The organism is Helicobacter apodemus (genome assembly GCF_000765745.2).
Classification (GTDB): domain Bacteria; phylum Campylobacterota; class Campylobacteria; order Campylobacterales; family Helicobacteraceae; genus Helicobacter_D; species Helicobacter_D apodemus.
In genome coordinates this window covers 55,051-70,660 of sequence record NZ_JRPC02000006.1, presented here as the reverse complement: position 1 = coordinate 70,660, position 15,610 = coordinate 55,051, and the positions used below count along the sequence as shown (strand labels likewise).

The window sequence follows — 15,610 nt, the reverse complement described above, 5'->3', positions numbered from 1 at the left end:
ATTTGTAACTTTTTTACAAGGCTACTTATGCAAAAAAAACTTCTACAACAACTCAATCCCTCCCAACAAAAAGCCGTTAAAACCATAGAGGGGGCATTGCTTATTTTAGCAGGAGCAGGAAGTGGCAAAACAAAAACCATTACAACAAGGCTTGCGTATTTAATTGATGAAATTGGAATTCCGCCTAGTGATACCCTTACGCTAACTTTCACCAATAAAGCCGCTTTTGAAATGCAAAAAAGGGCTTTAGATATGATAGAAAATACTACCCCTCACCCTCCACTGCTTTGCACCTTTCATAAATTTGGGCTATTATTTTTAAAGTTTCATATTCACTACTTAGAGCGTAAAAATAATTTCACGCTAACTGATAGAGAAGATACCAAAAAAATCCTCAAAACATTCAATAACAACCTATTCCCTATACCTTTATTACTTAGTGAAATATCCCGCTATAAAAACTCCCAAATTAGCCCACAAGAAGCTATAGAAAATGCTTATAGCCCAACTTATAAACAAATCGCAAAAATCTATTTAGACTACCAAGATTTTCTTTTACAAAATAATAGAGTTGATTTTGATGATTTACTACTTTTGCCACTTGAAATTCTCCAAAAATTTCCAGAAATTGCTAAGGAAATTAGCCATAAATACCAATATATTATGGTTGATGAATACCAAGATACAAATGAGATTCAATATTTACTTTTAAAACATCTGTGCTTTACACACCAAAATATTTGTGTTGTTGGGGATGATGACCAAAGTATTTATAGCTGGCGTGGTGCGAATATCCAAAATATTTTAAACTTCACACAGCATTTTAGAAATGCCCAAATGATTAAACTAGAAGAAAATTATCGCTCTAGCAAAAAAATCTTAGAAGCTGCTAATAACCTTATTTCTAAAAATAAAGAACGTTTAGGAAAAATTCTGAGAAGCACATTAGAAGAAGGAAAGGCTGTTGAGATTCTACACAGTAGTGATGAGTTAGAGGAGGTAAAAAATCTCTGTAAAATCATTAAAAAGCTTTTAGCTAATGGAGTGGAAGCACAAAACATTGCCATACTCTTTAGACTTAATGCACTCTCTCGCTCTTTAGAAGAGGGATTTAATCGTGAAAAAATCCCCTATACCTTAGTTGGTACTATCCGCTTTTATGAACGCAGTGAAATCAAAGATATTTTAAGTTATTTTCAAGTTCTTACCAATATCCACGATGATTTCTCTTTAATGAGAATTATTAATAAACCCAAAAGAGGTATTGGCAAAACCACCATAGATAAACTAAAATCTCTTGCAAAAGCAAAAAGTTGCAGCATTTATCAGCTATACAAAGAGGATGTAACCCTAGAAACACTCTTAGGGAACAAAACCCTAACAAACCTAAAAGAGTTTTTTAATACTTTAGAATCCTTGCAAAAATACCTTAAAGATTCCCCTCAAGATTTTCTTGATATTTTTGAGTCTAAAATAGGGTTTTGTGAATCCTTTAATAAAAGCAATGAAGAAGTTGAAAGAGTGAGTAATATCCAAGAATTTTATGGAATTTATAGAGAATATCACAAACATAATCCCCTTATGGAATTAGAAGATTTTTTAAATGAGTTAGCTTTAAGAAGCGACCAAGAAGATGTAGAAATGCGGCAACAATCTAAAGGAATCAAAGGCATAAATTGTATGAGCGTGCATTCTAGTAAGGGCTTAGAATTTGACTATGTTTTTATCATCGGGCTTGAAGAGGGATTCTTCCCTATGATTAAAGAATATAGTAATTTAGAAGAAGAGCGAAGATTAGGCTATGTTGCTTTCACAAGGGCAAAAAAAGAGCTTTATTTAAGCTATGTAGATTCAAGATTTTACAAAGGCAATCGTGCCAATATTTCACCCTCTAGATTTTTAGAAGAATGTGAAGTTATTTACCCCAAAAATTCTAAATATTCATTAAAAACTCTAGAAAATGATAGTAACTTTAAAAAAGGGGATTGTATCTTCCATAAAATTTTTGGTGCAGGAAGAATCTTGGAAATTACCAAAAGCGGCAAAGAAACAAAATTAAAAATAAACTTTGGGGGTTCTATACGCAATATTTTAAGCAGCTATGTCAAGAAAGTATAACACCTAAACCCTCTGCAATTAATCTCATCTTATGATAATCATAGTATTTTGGTATAATTTGCTATCTTAAGGAGGGATAATTATGGAACTAACACCCCAAGAAAAAGAAAAACTAGAAGAACTTTGTGCGATGTCTTTTGATATGGCAAGAAACAATGACTACCAATCTCTAAAAACACTTTTACAAAATGGATTAAACCCTAACCTTACAAACCACAAAGGTGATTCTTTATTAATGCTTGCAAGCTATCATAATAGTATAGAATGTGTTAAATTACTTCTACAATACAAAGCAGAAGTTGATAAAACAAATGATAAAAATTTAACACCACTCTCTGGAGTGTGCTTTAAAGGATATGTAGAAGTTGCAAAATTATTGCTTGAAAATGGAGCAAACCCAGATTTAAAAAACCCTATGGGAATGACTCCTTATGATTTTGCTATTTTATTTCGCAAAAAAGAGATTATCAAACTTCTCAAACAATACTCTAATAAAAAAATCAGCCTCTTTAAGAAGCTATGGATAAGCTTCTAGGACACCTCATACAATTATTTTCTGCACTACAATAATCCTAAACAATGAGCTTATAAAATTTTGCGGGGGGGTTTTAAGGTTTTAAAAGATAAGGTGGTAGATTTAAGCTTTACTTGTAGAATCTCAATGAGATTCTACAAGTTTATAGACCTAAAAGCTCTTTTACCCTTTTGCCATAAGCTGGATCAGCTTTAGTGAAATGCTCAATTTGTCGCTTACAAATCTCTGCTGGAACACCCTCCATTGCCTCTTTAATGTTTTGGCACAATGCTTCTTTTTGCTCACTACTCATTAAACGATACAAATCTCCTGCTTGACTAAAATGATCCTCTTCATATTCACGATGATTATATCTAGACATTACATCACCTTCTTGTATGTGTAATGGTGGCTCAATAGCATTGGTATCTTCTTTGTAATCATCATAATAACTTGGGTTATAATTTCTCTCTCCGCCATATTTACCCATTTGCATATATCCATCCCTATGGGTATTAGCTACCGGTGCAATAGAAGCATTAACAGGAAGTTGAGAATGATTAATACCTAAACGATACCTTTGTGTATCCCCATAGCTAAAAAGTCGCCCTTGTAACATTTTATCAGGACTATATCCAATTCCTGGCACAACATTAGCTGGATTAAAGGCTGCTTGCTCTACCTCTGCAAAATAATTTTCTGGATTTTTATTTAACTCTAAAATCCCCACTTCAATAAGCGGATAATCTTTATGCGACCAAACTTTCGTTAAATCAAAGGGGTTGAATTTGTAGTTTGCTGCATCTTTTTCTGGCATAATCTGCACACAGAATCTCCATTTAGGAAAATTTCCTTTTTCTATATTTTCAAATAAATCTTTTTGGTGAGATTCTCTATCTTTAGCAACAATTTCCTCTGCTTCTCTATTGGTAAGATTATGGATTCCTTGCATACTCTTAAAGTGGAATTTCACCCAAAATCGCTCATTTTTAGCATTAATGAAACTATAAGTATGGCTACCAAAACCATGCATTTCCCTATAACTTCGCGGTATTCCTCTATCACTCATAAGTATGGTTACTTGGTGCAAAGATTCAGGATGTAAGCTCCAAAAATCCCAAGCAGCCGTGGCACTCCTTAAATTCGTTTTAGGGTCTCTTTTTTGGGTATGTATAAAATCAGGAAACTTCACTGCGTCTTTAATAAAAAAAACGGGTGTGTTATTACCTACAAGATCCCAATTTCCCTCATTAGTATAAAACTTCAAAGCAAATCCTCTCACATCGCGTTCTGCATCTGCTGCACCTCTCTCGCCCGCTACGGTAGAAAATCGCAATAATGCTTTTGTTTTTTTACCCACAGAGCTAAAAATATCTGCTTTGGAATATTGTGTAATATCATTAGTAATTGTTAATTCACCATAAGCAGCACTTCCCTTAGCATGAACTACACGTTCTGGGATTCTCTCTCTGTCAAAATGTGCTAATTTTTCTAAAAGCCAAGTATCTTGTAAGAGTGTAGGTCCTCTTTTACCCGCTGTAATAGAATTTTGATTATCTCCTAATGGTGTTCCCGTTGCTGTTGTTAATTTTTTACTCATTGAATATCTCCTTAATTATTATTTATAATTTATATAGAAAAATTACTCCATAAATATATCATATTTTTATTAAAAGAAAATTATTATCAATAAATATTTTGAAATTTAGTTACAAAATTCTTTTTATTAAAGATGCCAAAATTAAAACTTCATTTATTACATTTTTGCTAAAATTATTCTTGTAGGTGTAGTGAGTGGTTGCTTTTTAAAAGAGGAAAGTCCGAGCTACTTTGGGATAGGATTCCATTTAACTAATGGCTAGAGCAATCTAAGGGAAAGTGCAACAGAAAACAAACCGCTAAATAGCAAGGGTGAAAAGGTAGGGTAAGAGCCTACCGAAAATGTAGTAATACATTTTGCTTTGCAAACCCAATCCGTAGCAAAAAGGGCAAGGTTAATATCCCAAATTTTAGCCCTTTGCTAGATTTTTAATGCAAATTAAAAACAAGATAAATAACCACATAAACAGAACTCGGCTTATAGCTACACCTAAATTTTATAAAGGTTTTTATGATGAAAAAAAAATCTCTCCAAGGCTCAAATATCCAACTCTCTCACGGAAGCGGTGGTATTCAATCCCAAATTCTTATTACAGAGCTTTTTTATAAACACCTAAAAGGTTCTATAGTAGGAATGGGGGAAGATGCGGGTATAGGTGAGATAAAAAACAAAATGGCAATTAGCACCGATGGCTATACCATCTCTCCTTTGTTTTTTCCCGGGGGTGATATAGGCAAACTTGCAGTTTGTGGGAGCTGTAATGATATAGCGATGATGGGTGCTAAAGCAAAATATCTCACCGCTAGTTTTATGATAGAAGAAGGATTCTTAATAAAAGATTTAGAAAAAATTTTAGAATCTTTTAGCAAGTACCTAAAAGAAAGTGGAGCAAAACTTATATCAGGAGATACTAAAGTTCTACCCAAAGGGGCATTAGATAAAATTTTTATTACCACTACAGCTTTTGGGGAAGTCCTTTACCCTAACTTAAGTGCTTTTAAGATTCCAGAAGATACTGCCATACTCTTAAGCGGAGATATTGGCGACCACGGGGCAATTATCTATTCTACGCGTGAGGGGATAGATTTGCAAAGTAACTTACAAAGTGATTGCGCCTTACTTTATCCTATGTTACAACCCCTTTTTGAAAATGATATAAAAATCTATGCTTTAAGGGATGCAACAAGAGGTGGTATTGCGGGCGTCTTAAACGAATGGGCAAATGCGTCTAATATTGGAATCACTATAGAAGAAAACAAACTCCCAATCAAAGATGAAGTCAAAGGAATTTGTGAACTTTTAGGATTTGAAGCTTATAATCTAGCCAATGAGGGGATGTGTGTTTTAAGCATTGCCAAAGAAGATTCTAAAAAAGCTCTAGAAATTTTACATAAAACACAAAATGGTAAAAACGCACAAATGATAGGCTATACCCATAATCATCACCCAAAATCCGTAATTTTACAAACAGATTATGGCTCAAAACGTTTCTTAGAATATCCTAGCGGAGAATTGCTCCCTAGGATTTGCTAATGCTAAAAAGTTTGCTATATAATCTTTTTAGATTCCGCACATACTCTAGCACTAGCCCAAGCAGAAGCTAAATTATAGCCTCCTCTATCCCCTACAACATCAAGCATTTCACCATAATATAAAGCCCACAAATAGTTTTACTTTCTAAAGTATCAATATTTACAGAACTAGCACTTATTCCCCCTCCACTAACCTCTGCATTTTCAAAGCCTTGCAACTTAGGATTCTTAAGCCCCCAATTTTTTAGGTGAAAAATAAGCTTTTTAATGCTTTTTCTATCACATTGCTTTATGTTTAAAACCCCAATAAAAACTTTAACAAATTTAGGAGGCAAAAAACCATTTAATATTTGCAATAACGATCTTTGCGGAAAATTCTTATGGAGTTTTAGCACCATTTGTTCTAAAAATATCTCGTCAAAATTAGGCAAAAAATCTACAATTAAAACATTATCCTGTAATTCTTCTACTTGAGAGGAAATATCTAAAATACCAAAACCTAAAACCCCATAAGCAGTGAAAAGCAAATCATCAGAAACTTCTTTTTTGGGAACTCTTTTAAAATTCAAAAAGAAAAAGGCTACAAAAATATTAAAGCATTGCAAGAAGGCAAACTTGAAAAAATTACTTTAGCCAAATTGCCACAAGAGATTATGCAAAAACTAGGTGCAAAGACGAATGGATTATTGCTAAGCCAAGCGACTTTAAAAGAGCATTTAGAGAGACACCCTGAGATAAATCTTTTAGATTATTCTTTATTGCCCTTTTTAATCAGAGATACCAATGTGTATAAGGTAAAAGAAAGCAAGGAAAATCATATTGTTTATTTTAGTAAGTTTGGGAGTTACTATAAAGCTGTGTTTAAAGTAACGCAAAATAAAGAAGAAGTGTTTTTAGTGAGTTTAAGTAAGGGAAATAAAAAAATATGAGGTTGCCAACCCCAAACCTAACAGCTAGAAGCCGATTTCTAACCATAACCCTTTCAGAGATGGCGAATCCCTTAACACGCTCCCGTGCAGACGGCTATTTTGGATTAAGTGCAACAATTCTACCACAAAAGGATTAAAAAATGCAAGAAAGCCTATTTGAAACACAACAAATCCCAAACTTCAGCAAACCACCCCTACCTTTTATGAGCAATAAAACAAGAATGTTAAAACCCTTGAAGGCTTGTTTAGAAACGCTTACAATTTCAAAGGATACGATTTTTTTAGATGTCTTTGGTGGGAGTGGATTAATCGCATATAATCTAAAAATGTAGTATCCAAACAATCGTGTAATTTGGAATGATTTTGATAATTTCCAAGAAAGGCTTAGATCATACCCCATTACACAAGAGATTTTAGAGAGAATAATAGCCCTAAAGATTCAATCAAAAGAAAAATTAACTCCACAAGAATCAAAAAATGTAAAAGAAATTTTAGAATCCTATCCTGAAAAAGATTTAGATTGTATTACCATTTCCGCTTGGTTGCTCTTTAGTGGAAAATATGCAATAACAAAAGAGGCTTTGTTACGAAGCACTTTTTATAATAGAATCACCAAATCTTTATCTAAAAGTGTAGGATATTTGCAGGGTGTAGAGAGAGTGCAAATGGATTTTAATTTTACCATAAAAGAATTTAATAAGCGACTAAACGTACATCGGTATTTATAAAATAAATCTACAAAGTAAATTAATACTATAAAATGATAAAACTTGATTGTTTGTTGGAGAGAGCGAGATTTAACAAACCCATTTAGGGTTGTTATTTAAAATTTAAAACCAACATTCATTGAAAGATTAAGGTTATATTGATCTTCTATAAATTCATTAACAACTTTAAAACTAGTGAAAAATGAATTATCAAAGAAGAAATCTACGCCAGCACCTAGACTAACAAGTGTTGTTGGTAATTGATAGTGTTGCTCTAGTGGAAATTCAGAAAAATCTCTAAAATTAGATTTTAATCGAAGATTTTTACCACTTAATCTATGCTCATAAATTGCAAAAGTTGAAAATTGATTTGTAAAAGCACTATGTTTGACTAAATATGCAGCATTTAAACCAGCAGCAAGAGAGGTGCTATCGTGATTAATAGAATCATAAGATTTTGAAAAAGGTGCTTGATTTTCTTTGAATGATTCTTGGAAAAGATGAGAATAATTAAAATAAGCTAAAGGAGTTAATCTAAAAGAATTTACATCAAAATCCTTAGATAAACCAAGTTGTGCTGAACCTAAAAAACTATAATAAGAGCTTTCAATATTACTATCTCTTAGGAAAGTTGTCCTCTGCATATAGTTTTTAAAAACACCCAAAGAAGCACTGCTAATGACATTGAAATGTTCTAATTTGAGATTATGATTATAGGATGCACTTCCCCCATCTGTTTTGAGGTTTGAATAATTAAAGTTAAGCTTAGAGTTAAAGACGCTAAAATTGAAAATACCATAGCCATTTTCTGCGGTTTTTGAGCCTACATTCAAACCTATATTTTTAAGATTCCCGTTATAATCTTTGCCAAAGACTTTCTTATAACGTGGGCTTATATAAAACATAGAAGTTTTTTGCTCTTGCTCATCAAGAAGAGGATAAAAATCATAAGCACCAAGAGAGGCAAGTAAAACAGGATCATTTTTAGTGTTTTGAGCTAAATAATCTTGTGTGAAGCTTTGATTGAGTGCAAGGATAAAATTATTATGGATATTTTGATAATATTGCGTATAAACTTCTGTCATATTTTTTAAGCCATCTAAGCTTTCTATGCTAGATAAACCTTTGCTTTGTGCACTTGAATTGACATAATCTAAGACAGTAAAATGATTCTTATAAATATCGCTTAAATCATCTCTTCCTCTAATGTTTCTTAAAGCACTTGCCGTAGTATCATTTTCAATCTCCGCATAGGCTTGAGGTTTTATTATAGGGACTATTCTAACAACACGGCTTGTATTGAGATAATGATTAATAGTTTTGTCGCTAGTTGTAATTCTCAATTTGCCTTTTTGTGAGCTTTTGTAAGCTTCCATTTGCTTTAAAATACTAGCTAACATCTCTTTATTAGCCACTTGAAGCTCAAATACGATATTACGCCCATTAGGATTATTCATTATCATAATAGGCTCTATATGCCCATCTTTTCCGCGTTTATTAATGCTGACATTATCAGAAGCTAAAATAGCAAATTCCATACTATTATTTTGTAAAACTTTCACATAATCAAAATTATTGATATGTTGTGCTAAGTTACCCAAATCAAGTTTTATAGAATGTCCATTAGTATAGAAAGCAGGTATAGGAATATATTCTAAATATCCTCCATTAATATTATAATTGTTTGCAATAAGTTTCGAGTTTTTAGTATTTCCAAATTCAAGTTGTAGATGAGCGTCTTTATTTTGCGTATAAGAGCCTAAAACGTTTAAGTCTTGCAGGTCTCCATTTCCAGCACGAACTGTACCTACATTGTAAACATCTTTATTAATTGTCCCATTTCCAGCAAAGATTGCACCTTGTGAAACTAAGACATCTGAATCTAAAACACCACCGCTTCTATCCTGTCTTTTAAGAAGGCTTAACTTACCCTCTTGTATAATAGTATTTCCCCGATAGCTATTATTCCCTGTAAGGACTAAATGCCCAGATCCTTGTTTGATAAGCCCTACATCCAAGTCTTTTATTTGTTCTCTTGGTGAATTTAAGGCATTTATCAAATGCAGATTATCATCCCATTTCTTTTGTCCTATATCATTTTCAAAATGTCCATCATAGTTTCCTGTATTGACAACATAATAGGCTTCTTTTTTGCCACCAAATTCTTGAATATCTCCCAAATTAAGCCTATTGGCATCCAAAATAGAGGGACCTTTTATAGCTTTACCTATATCTAAAATGCCTTGCCCATAAATAGTTTCTTTAGATACTTGAAAAACCCTACCATATTGTGCATTGCTCTCAACAAGATTATTGACAATATTTGTTGCTTCAGCTGCTGTATAGCCCTCTGCCATTAAATCTCGCTTGATGGTTTCGTCATCTGTTGGTGGGGTATTATCAATATAAGCGATTGAAAACTTCCTGTAGTTTTCGTAACTTCTTTTAACTACCAATTTAGGGGCTTGGTAATCTTTATTAGCAGTGCTTAATAAAACATCTGCGATTTGCTTACCATTTAAAAATGGGAACTTCTGTGCTACTAGTGCGGCCGCACCACTCACCATAGGAGCTGCAACTGAAGTTCCACTTGCTTTGACATAGCCCCAATTGTGTCCTCTGACAGCATAAGCAAAATTAATATTTGCCCCAAAAGCCATTAAGGAATAATTTTCACTTTTTAAAAATACATTGCCATTGGTTTGAGTCCCTTTGGCAGTTATTCTTATTTTATTTCCTTGTTTAAAAACAAGATCGGGGTTTAAAGAGCCAACATTAATAATGGAGCGTAAATTTTCATCATAAGTTGGAACGGCAGCAATTATTTGTGGGCTGATTAATGTTTCATTTCCAGAAGCAAATACAAGCAATGTCTGATTATTACGACTTAGATTATATAAATGCGTTGCGGCACCAACTGTGTTAGCCGCATTTAAAGCCTGTTGCGGAGTTCTTTGTTGGCGTTCAACCCAGCTGTTGCGAGGGAAACCCCAACTAGCATTAATGATTTTCACTCCATTTTTTGTAAAAAAGTCTCCAACAGGACGAGCACGACCACCAGTGGCCTGATAAGAATAAAGCACAGAATCATAAGCCACACCATAGGGCTTAAAGTTGTCAATCTTATTTCCAGCAATAAGAGATGCTACAGCAGTTCCATGCCATGGATCAGATCGATTAGATAGTAGTTCTCCACCTACCTTACCTCTTAAACTAATGTGGTTTTTATTTAAGGGGCTATCTGCAATGCCGACATTTACTCCTTTGCCTGTAATGCCTTGTCTATAAGCTTCATGGGCGTTAATTAAATTCCAAGTTTTAGAGTTTCTTGTGTCATCTGCAAAAACTGCTATCAATGAGAAAGTTGATAGAATAATTAAGAATCGCATTTTATCCCTTTATTAAATTTTGAGAGGATGAATTGTAGAGGCTTTTTACTTAAGGTTTTCATAAAACATTCTTTTATCAATTTTTTTGTATTTTATATTTACTTTAATTATTGGGAATAAAGAGTAATGAGATTTTATGCGTTGGTATCATTTCAACAAAGATTAGCAGTTGCAAGTATAACTGCTATCTTGCCTTTGTGTATTGTGAATGAGTTTAGATTATTAAGCATTTAACCATAAGTTATTAAAGTTCATTAGAATAGAACAGCTTTGAGTGTAGCCCAAATAACAAGCCTTTTGGTAAAACTCATTCGCTTTTTTAAAACCCTTTTGCTTATAAAATTCCCAAGCTTTTTCAAAGCATTCTTTCCCATCTTTACATTCTGTGGTAGCTTCTAAAGAAATAAAAGCAAAGAGTAATAACATAAAGATTTTTTTCATTTTATCTCCTTTTTGATAATTATTTTATAGGTATTGCTAAACAATGTAATCATCGCTTCAATAATGCAGTAACCCTACCCTTTAATCTTTTTGATTTTTAAGATTCTAGTTTTTTATCTGATTCTACTATAAAGAGATTTTTGAAGAAAAGGTTAATGGATAAAACAAAATATCTGAATTGATAGATAAAAACTGCTGTTTGTAGAGAAAATAGTAGAATAAGCAATAGCTATAAGCTTAATTTGCCATGCTGAGATTTGGGCAGCCAATATGATAAAGAAATTTTAAGCAAACACTCAATATTGCATCACAAAATAAGAATCCATAAAGTTTTTGCAAAAGGCACAAATAAAAGATTAAGAAAGTTTATTAAACGCATTGTTGGCAGACTCCCTTTGTATTTAGAAAGCTTATCGCTTATAGAAGCCCAAAAGGTAATTATTGGGCTTAAAAAATGGAAAAAGAACAAAGAGTTAAAGTCTTGAATCTTATATTTAACAAGCTTTTAAAGGCTTTCTAAATAGAATTTTAAAAAGGATAAAAATGGCAAAAAATAGTGATAATCTCATTAAAAAGACTTGTAAAGAACTAGGGCTTACTTATAGAGAGCTAGGGGAGAGAATTGGGTATAGTGAGAGTGCAATTAATAATTCCTCAAGGCAAGAAAACCTTAGTGAGCCACTAAAAAAGGCGATACAACTTTATCTTGAAAATTTAAAACTCAAAGAACAATTACAAGATTTCTATACACTTAAAGCAATTCTCGCTAAATAACACTTTAAAAGTGTTATATTCTTATCAAAAAACATAAATAAAACGAAAAAATCTTGACTTTATACTTTTTATATGTTAAAATTATAACATTAAACACAAATAAAGTGTTTTAAATCCAAAAGATAAGGAAAAAGAGATGAATAAGATTAAAGTAAATCCATATAGAAAGAAAAATGGAGATGTGATGTTATACATTAATGATTATGAAAGAAGAGTTAGCTTTGGAATTATCGATAGAGTTTATACTACAAAGATGACACAGGGGCAAAAAAAATCTTTGGCAAAGATTTAATGAGAAAATACAGAGCGTTGAACCTACAATCGTAGATTTTAAAGAGAAGGGGACACACACTGAAGGTAAGTATAATTTAGATTTTGGAATCACTCTTTATATTACCGATACTGCGAATATTGCAGAACATAATGTTGAAATGGATGGTCTTTATCCCCTATAAACTCCATTAACCTTTAGGGTTATTTTAACTTTCAATTTCACACCACTTAAATCCCTTAAGCCATAAATATCAAGACTTAAGGGAACCAATGAGGGATAAGTAGTCAATATCTCCAAGCCAAGATTTCTTGCTAACTCCAATCACTTATTACTCCCGCCAAGCTTTAGGTATGGCTCACTTCCACAAGAAAGTATTACATAAGAATATTAATAGATTCCTTTAGTGCTTTGCATAAAAAAATGTTTAGAATCCTTATGGATTTTTAAAACTTCCCCTTCTAAGTGGATTCTAACTTTACCCCCTTCTAACCTCAAAGAAAAGACTTCGAAAACAGATTTGGCACTCTGGGAGTTTGGATATACCCTACCATCTAATTGTTGAGTAAGCAATAAACCTAATTGTTTGCAATACTCTTGAAATGCTGAAAAACTAAAATTTCTAAAATATATGGGATAACTTACATATTAAAGCTACTACTTTGATAACAAGAAGTGTGTGTATAAGTATTATGAATATTACAACATCCATTACCTGTTGCTAAAAGTTTCTTACCTAAATTCTTATTTTCCTCAAAAAGATAAATAGGCAATCCTAATTCTAAAAGTAAAATGGCACAAAAAACCACTTACACCACCACCAACAATGATAATCTTAGGGATTATTGAAAACTCCCATAAGACATTATTTTTTTATAACGATTTTGTAAATAATCCTTATCATCTCGTATCTCTTGCAAAGAAGTCAAAAAATACTCTTTAATCTTCTTAGCCGCCATCTCCTTATCCCTATGTGCGCCAATTTTTGGTTCTTCTATAATCGCATCAATCAAGCCTGCTTCTTTAAGGCTTTCTGGAGTAATTTTCATAGATTGTGTCGCACTCTCAATTTTACTAGGATCATTCCACAAAATTGCCGCACAACCCTCAGGCGAAATAACACTAAAGACAGAATATTCCATCATAGCAAGTCTATCCGCAACAGCAATCGCTAACGCTCCACCGCTTCCACCTTCTCCAATAACAATAGAAATTGTTGGTATCTTTAAAACACTAAAATCTTGTAAATTTTTCGCTATAGCTTCACTCTGTCCCCTCTCTTCAGCACCAACACCAGGATAAGCACCTGGAGTATCAATCAACATTAATAGAGGAATATTAAATTTTTCTGCTATTTTTGCAACCCGCAAAGCTTTACGATAACCCTCTGGATTTGGCATACCAAAATTTCTTTGGATTTTATTTTTCGTCCCTCTCCCCTTCTCTTCCCCAATTACCATAACCTTTTGATTATCAATTTTCCCAAGATAACAAACAATAGCATTATCATCACTAAAATGCCTATCGCCGTGAATTTCCATCGAATCTTTTAAAAGCAAATTAATATAATCCATTGTGTAAGGACGATCAGGATGCCGTGCTAGTTGTAACTTCTGGTAATCAGAGAGATTAGAATACACCTTATGTATTTCTTTATCTAAATCCTTTTGTAAAATCTCAATTGCGTGAATATCATTTTTAAGCTGTGCAGTTGTGATACTCTCTTGAAGTGTTTTAATCTTTGTTTCAAATTCCAAATAAGTTGGCAAACTTACACCTTCTTAAAAATAACAACCCCATTAGTTCCGCCAAAACCAAAGGAATTGCTCATAATAGTATTAATATTAGCTTCCCTAGCTATATTAGGTATATAATCCAAATCACATTCTGGATCTTTTTGTAATTGATTAATTGTTGGCGGCAAAATACCCTTTTGCATAGCCATAATGGAAATAACGGCCTCTATACCACCTGCTGCCCCTAAGCAATGCCCTATTTGACCTTTTGTAGAACTTACAAGAGGAACATCACCATTGAAAGCTTTCTTAAGTGCTAAAGTCTCGTATAAGTCATTATATTTTGTGCTAGTTCCATGAGCATTAATATAATCTATCTTAGCATTTGCCATTTTTAGAGCATTACGCATAGCTCGGTAAGCACCCTCTCCCTCTGGAGCTGGAGCTGTGATATGATTAGCATCACCACTCTCACCAAAACCAATTAATTCTGCATAAATCTTAGCTCCTCTTGCCCTTGCCATCTCATATTCTTCTAAAACTAAGGCAGCCGCACCCTCTCCCATAACAAAACCACTTCTTTTAGCATCAAATGGACAAGAAGCAAATTGTGGCTCATCATTCCTATCACAAAGCGCTTTCATAGCAGCAAACCCACCAATGCCAACACCACAAATAGCAGATTCCGCTGCAACTACCAACATTCTATCGGCTTGATTTAGCATAATTGTTTTTGCCGCTTCAATAATGCCGTGTGTCCCGGCTGCACAAGCCGTAACACTTGCCAAGTTTGGACCTTTAAGTGAAAAATCAATAGAAATAAATCCACCCAACATATTTACTAATGCAGAAGGGATAAAAAAAGGGGAAATTCTTTTAGGTCCTTTATCAAAATTAATCACAGAATTTTTTTCAATATTTCCTAAACCACCAATACCCGAAGCAGAAGATATGCCAAAACGTTCTCTATCAATACTACTAGCTAAACCCCCTTGTGAATCAAAAAATTCACTATCTTCCATAGCTTCTTTAGCAGCCTTAATCCCAAGCTGAATAAACCTATCAGCCTTTTTTACTTCTTTAGCATCCATTACACTAACGGGATCAAAATTAGTAATTTCTGCAGCAATTTTCACAGGAAATTCAGAAATATCAAAAGAGGAGATTGTTTTAATTCCACATTTTCCCTCAACAATAGCTTCAAAAGAATCCTCTCTATTTAACCCTAAAGCATTAATCATTCCGATACCTGTAACTACAACGCGTCTCATACCTCTCCCTTAAAAACTTTAATAAAATACTTTTTATAGTATGCCAAAAGACATACTATTTAAATATAATTTAAGATTTTATCTTTTCAATATAAGCCACCACATCGCCTACTGTTGCAATATTCTCCGCATCTTCATCAGGAATTTCAATCTCAAACTTCTCTTCTAATGCCATTACCAATTCAACAACATCTAAAGAATCAGCTCCTAAATCATCAACAAATTTAGATTCTGATTTAACCTCACCTTCATTTACGTTTAATTGTTCTACTACCACAGCTTTTACATCATCAAATATTGCCATATAGCATTCTCCTTAATTTTTTCA

General features: G+C 33.1%; 20 protein-coding genes and 1 other RNA gene. 10 read left to right on the top strand and 11 right to left on the bottom strand.

Annotated features, from left to right (window positions below; translation table 11 throughout):
- Positions 1–27: 27 nt before the first annotated feature.
- The gene (locus LS72_RS03250; RefSeq protein ID WP_034553631.1) at positions 28–2,118 is read left to right on the top strand and encodes an ATP-dependent helicase; all 2,091 of its coding nucleotides are present in this window, start codon (positions 28–30) and stop codon (positions 2,116–2,118) included.
- 79 nt (positions 2,119–2,197) lie between these two features.
- Positions 2,198–2,653, top strand: coding sequence for an ankyrin repeat domain-containing protein (locus LS72_RS03245; RefSeq protein WP_138155012.1), 456 nt, complete (start codon positions 2,198–2,200; stop codon positions 2,651–2,653).
- Between the two features lie 142 nt (positions 2,654–2,795).
- Here the strand turns inward: LS72_RS03245 and LS72_RS03240 are convergent, their stop codons facing one another.
- Positions 2,796–4,232, bottom strand: a complete 1,437-nt coding sequence (locus LS72_RS03240) for a catalase (protein WP_034553628.1) — start codon at positions 4,230–4,232, stop codon at positions 2,796–2,798.
- A 182-nt stretch (positions 4,233–4,414) separates the two neighbouring features.
- Between LS72_RS03240 and rnpB the strand changes: the two genes are divergently transcribed.
- Together rnpB and hypE are read left to right on the top strand one after the other, a co-directional pair.
- An RNA gene (gene rnpB / locus LS72_RS03235) (RNase P RNA component class A) lies at positions 4,415–4,728 on the top strand.
- A gap of 14 nt (positions 4,729–4,742) precedes the next feature.
- On the top strand, positions 4,743–5,765 hold the full coding sequence (gene hypE / locus LS72_RS03230; protein ID WP_084590142.1) for a hydrogenase expression/formation protein HypE: 1,023 nt from the start codon (positions 4,743–4,745) through the stop codon (positions 5,763–5,765).
- A 14-nt stretch (positions 5,766–5,779) separates the two neighbouring features.
- Here the strand turns inward: hypE and LS72_RS11670 are convergent, their stop codons facing one another.
- Together LS72_RS11670 and LS72_RS03220 are read right to left on the bottom strand one after the other, a co-directional pair.
- A complete protein-coding gene (locus LS72_RS11670) occupies positions 5,780–5,872 on the bottom strand; it encodes an NAD(P)/FAD-dependent oxidoreductase (protein ID WP_138155008.1) in 93 nt (30 codons plus the stop codon).
- Entirely contained in the window at positions 5,857–6,333 is a 477-nt protein-coding gene (locus LS72_RS03220) for a BaiN/RdsA family NAD(P)/FAD-dependent oxidoreductase (RefSeq protein WP_194145542.1), read from the bottom strand. Before LS72_RS03220 ends, LS72_RS11670 begins: the two co-directional genes overlap by 16 nt.
- A gap of 30 nt (positions 6,334–6,363) precedes the next feature.
- Between LS72_RS03220 and LS72_RS03215 the strand changes: the two genes are divergently transcribed.
- The 3 genes from LS72_RS03215 to LS72_RS03210 are packed head-to-tail and all read left to right on the top strand — an operon-like array spanning position 6,364 to position 7,025.
- Positions 6,364–6,693, top strand: coding sequence for a hypothetical protein (locus tag LS72_RS03215; protein WP_034553626.1), 330 nt, complete (start codon positions 6,364–6,366; stop codon positions 6,691–6,693).
- Positions 6,690–6,830, top strand: a complete 141-nt coding sequence (locus LS72_RS10760) for a hypothetical protein (RefSeq protein ID WP_194145541.1) — start codon at positions 6,690–6,692, stop codon at positions 6,828–6,830. Before LS72_RS03215 ends, LS72_RS10760 begins: the two co-directional genes overlap by 4 nt.
- A gap of 3 nt (positions 6,831–6,833) precedes the next feature.
- Positions 6,834–7,025, top strand: a complete 192-nt coding sequence (locus LS72_RS03210) for a hypothetical protein (RefSeq protein ID WP_034553625.1) — start codon at positions 6,834–6,836, stop codon at positions 7,023–7,025.
- A gap of 491 nt (positions 7,026–7,516) precedes the next feature.
- Here the strand turns inward: LS72_RS03210 and LS72_RS03205 are convergent, their stop codons facing one another.
- Together LS72_RS03205 and LS72_RS03200 are read right to left on the bottom strand one after the other, a co-directional pair.
- Entirely contained in the window at positions 7,517–10,789 is a 3,273-nt protein-coding gene (locus tag LS72_RS03205) for a S8 family serine peptidase (protein ID WP_034553623.1), read from the bottom strand.
- 222 nt (positions 10,790–11,011) lie between these two features.
- Positions 11,012–11,230, bottom strand: coding sequence for a hypothetical protein (locus tag LS72_RS03200; protein WP_034553622.1), 219 nt, complete (start codon positions 11,228–11,230; stop codon positions 11,012–11,014).
- 257 nt (positions 11,231–11,487) lie between these two features.
- Between LS72_RS03200 and LS72_RS03195 the strand changes: the two genes are divergently transcribed.
- The 3 genes from LS72_RS03195 (at position 11,488) to LS72_RS10755 (ending at position 12,296) form a co-directional block, all read left to right on the top strand.
- On the top strand, positions 11,488–11,715 hold the full coding sequence (locus LS72_RS03195) for a hypothetical protein (protein WP_034553621.1): 228 nt from the start codon (positions 11,488–11,490) through the stop codon (positions 11,713–11,715).
- Between the two features lie 58 nt (positions 11,716–11,773).
- On the top strand, positions 11,774–12,004 hold the full coding sequence (locus LS72_RS03190) for a helix-turn-helix domain-containing protein (protein ID WP_034553620.1): 231 nt from the start codon (positions 11,774–11,776) through the stop codon (positions 12,002–12,004).
- Positions 12,005–12,140: 136 nt separating this feature from the next.
- Entirely contained in the window at positions 12,141–12,296 is a 156-nt protein-coding gene (locus LS72_RS10755; protein ID WP_194145540.1) for a hypothetical protein, read from the top strand.
- A gap of 150 nt (positions 12,297–12,446) precedes the next feature.
- Here the strand turns inward: LS72_RS10755 and LS72_RS10750 are convergent, their stop codons facing one another.
- From LS72_RS10750 to acpP, 6 genes are all read right to left on the bottom strand, one after another.
- A complete protein-coding gene (locus LS72_RS10750; RefSeq protein ID WP_194145539.1) occupies positions 12,447–12,599 on the bottom strand; it encodes a hypothetical protein in 153 nt (50 codons plus the stop codon).
- 66 nt (positions 12,600–12,665) lie between these two features.
- On the bottom strand, positions 12,666–12,848 hold the full coding sequence (locus tag LS72_RS11540; protein ID WP_052087269.1) for an NAD(P)/FAD-dependent oxidoreductase: 183 nt from the start codon (positions 12,846–12,848) through the stop codon (positions 12,666–12,668).
- Between the two features lie 68 nt (positions 12,849–12,916).
- The gene (locus LS72_RS11535; RefSeq protein WP_138155005.1) at positions 12,917–13,084 is read right to left on the bottom strand and encodes an NAD(P)/FAD-dependent oxidoreductase; all 168 of its coding nucleotides are present in this window, start codon (positions 13,082–13,084) and stop codon (positions 12,917–12,919) included.
- Between the two features lie 33 nt (positions 13,085–13,117).
- Positions 13,118–14,044, bottom strand: coding sequence for an acetyl-CoA carboxylase carboxyl transferase subunit alpha (gene accA, locus LS72_RS03175; protein ID WP_034553618.1), 927 nt, complete (start codon positions 14,042–14,044; stop codon positions 13,118–13,120).
- A gap of 2 nt (positions 14,045–14,046) precedes the next feature.
- On the bottom strand, positions 14,047–15,282 hold the full coding sequence (locus tag LS72_RS03170) for a beta-ketoacyl-ACP synthase II (RefSeq protein ID WP_138155003.1): 1,236 nt from the start codon (positions 15,280–15,282) through the stop codon (positions 14,047–14,049).
- A gap of 70 nt (positions 15,283–15,352) precedes the next feature.
- Positions 15,353–15,586 carry an acyl carrier protein gene (gene acpP / locus LS72_RS03165; RefSeq protein ID WP_034554778.1) on the bottom strand — a complete coding sequence of 78 codons (234 nt, stop codon included), beginning with the start codon at positions 15,584–15,586 and terminating at the stop codon, positions 15,353–15,355.
- Positions 15,587–15,610: the final 24 nt, after the last annotated feature.

What these genes read in the sequence shown, in the direction of transcription:
- LS72_RS03250 (WP_034553631.1), top strand. Translation starts at nt 28, where the DNA reads ATGCAAAAAAAACTTCTACAACAACTCAATCCCTCCCAACAAAAAGCC.
- LS72_RS03240 (WP_034553628.1), bottom strand. Translation starts at nt 4,232, where the DNA reads ATGAGTAAAAAATTAACAACAGCAACGGGAACACCATTAGGAGATAAT.
- hypE (WP_084590142.1), top strand. Translation starts at nt 4,743, where the DNA reads ATGATGAAAAAAAAATCTCTCCAAGGCTCAAATATCCAACTCTCTCAC.
- LS72_RS11670 (WP_138155008.1), bottom strand. Translation starts at nt 5,872, where the DNA reads ATGCTTGATGTTGTAGGGGATAGAGGAGGCTATAATTTAGCTTCTGCT.
- LS72_RS10760 (WP_194145541.1), top strand. Translation starts at nt 6,690, where the DNA reads ATGAGGTTGCCAACCCCAAACCTAACAGCTAGAAGCCGATTTCTAACC.
- LS72_RS03210 (WP_034553625.1), top strand. Translation starts at nt 6,834, where the DNA reads ATGCAAGAAAGCCTATTTGAAACACAACAAATCCCAAACTTCAGCAAA.
- LS72_RS03205 (WP_034553623.1), bottom strand. Translation starts at nt 10,789, where the DNA reads ATGCGATTCTTAATTATTCTATCAACTTTCTCATTGATAGCAGTTTTT.
- LS72_RS03200 (WP_034553622.1), bottom strand. Translation starts at nt 11,230, where the DNA reads ATGAAAAAAATCTTTATGTTATTACTCTTTGCTTTTATTTCTTTAGAA.
- LS72_RS03190 (WP_034553620.1), top strand. Translation starts at nt 11,774, where the DNA reads ATGGCAAAAAATAGTGATAATCTCATTAAAAAGACTTGTAAAGAACTA.
- LS72_RS10755 (WP_194145540.1), top strand. Translation starts at nt 12,141, where the DNA reads ATGAATAAGATTAAAGTAAATCCATATAGAAAGAAAAATGGAGATGTG.
- LS72_RS03170 (WP_138155003.1), bottom strand. Translation starts at nt 15,282, where the DNA reads ATGAGACGCGTTGTAGTTACAGGTATCGGAATGATTAATGCTTTAGGG.
- acpP (WP_034554778.1), bottom strand. Translation starts at nt 15,586, where the DNA reads ATGGCAATATTTGATGATGTAAAAGCTGTGGTAGTAGAACAATTAAAC.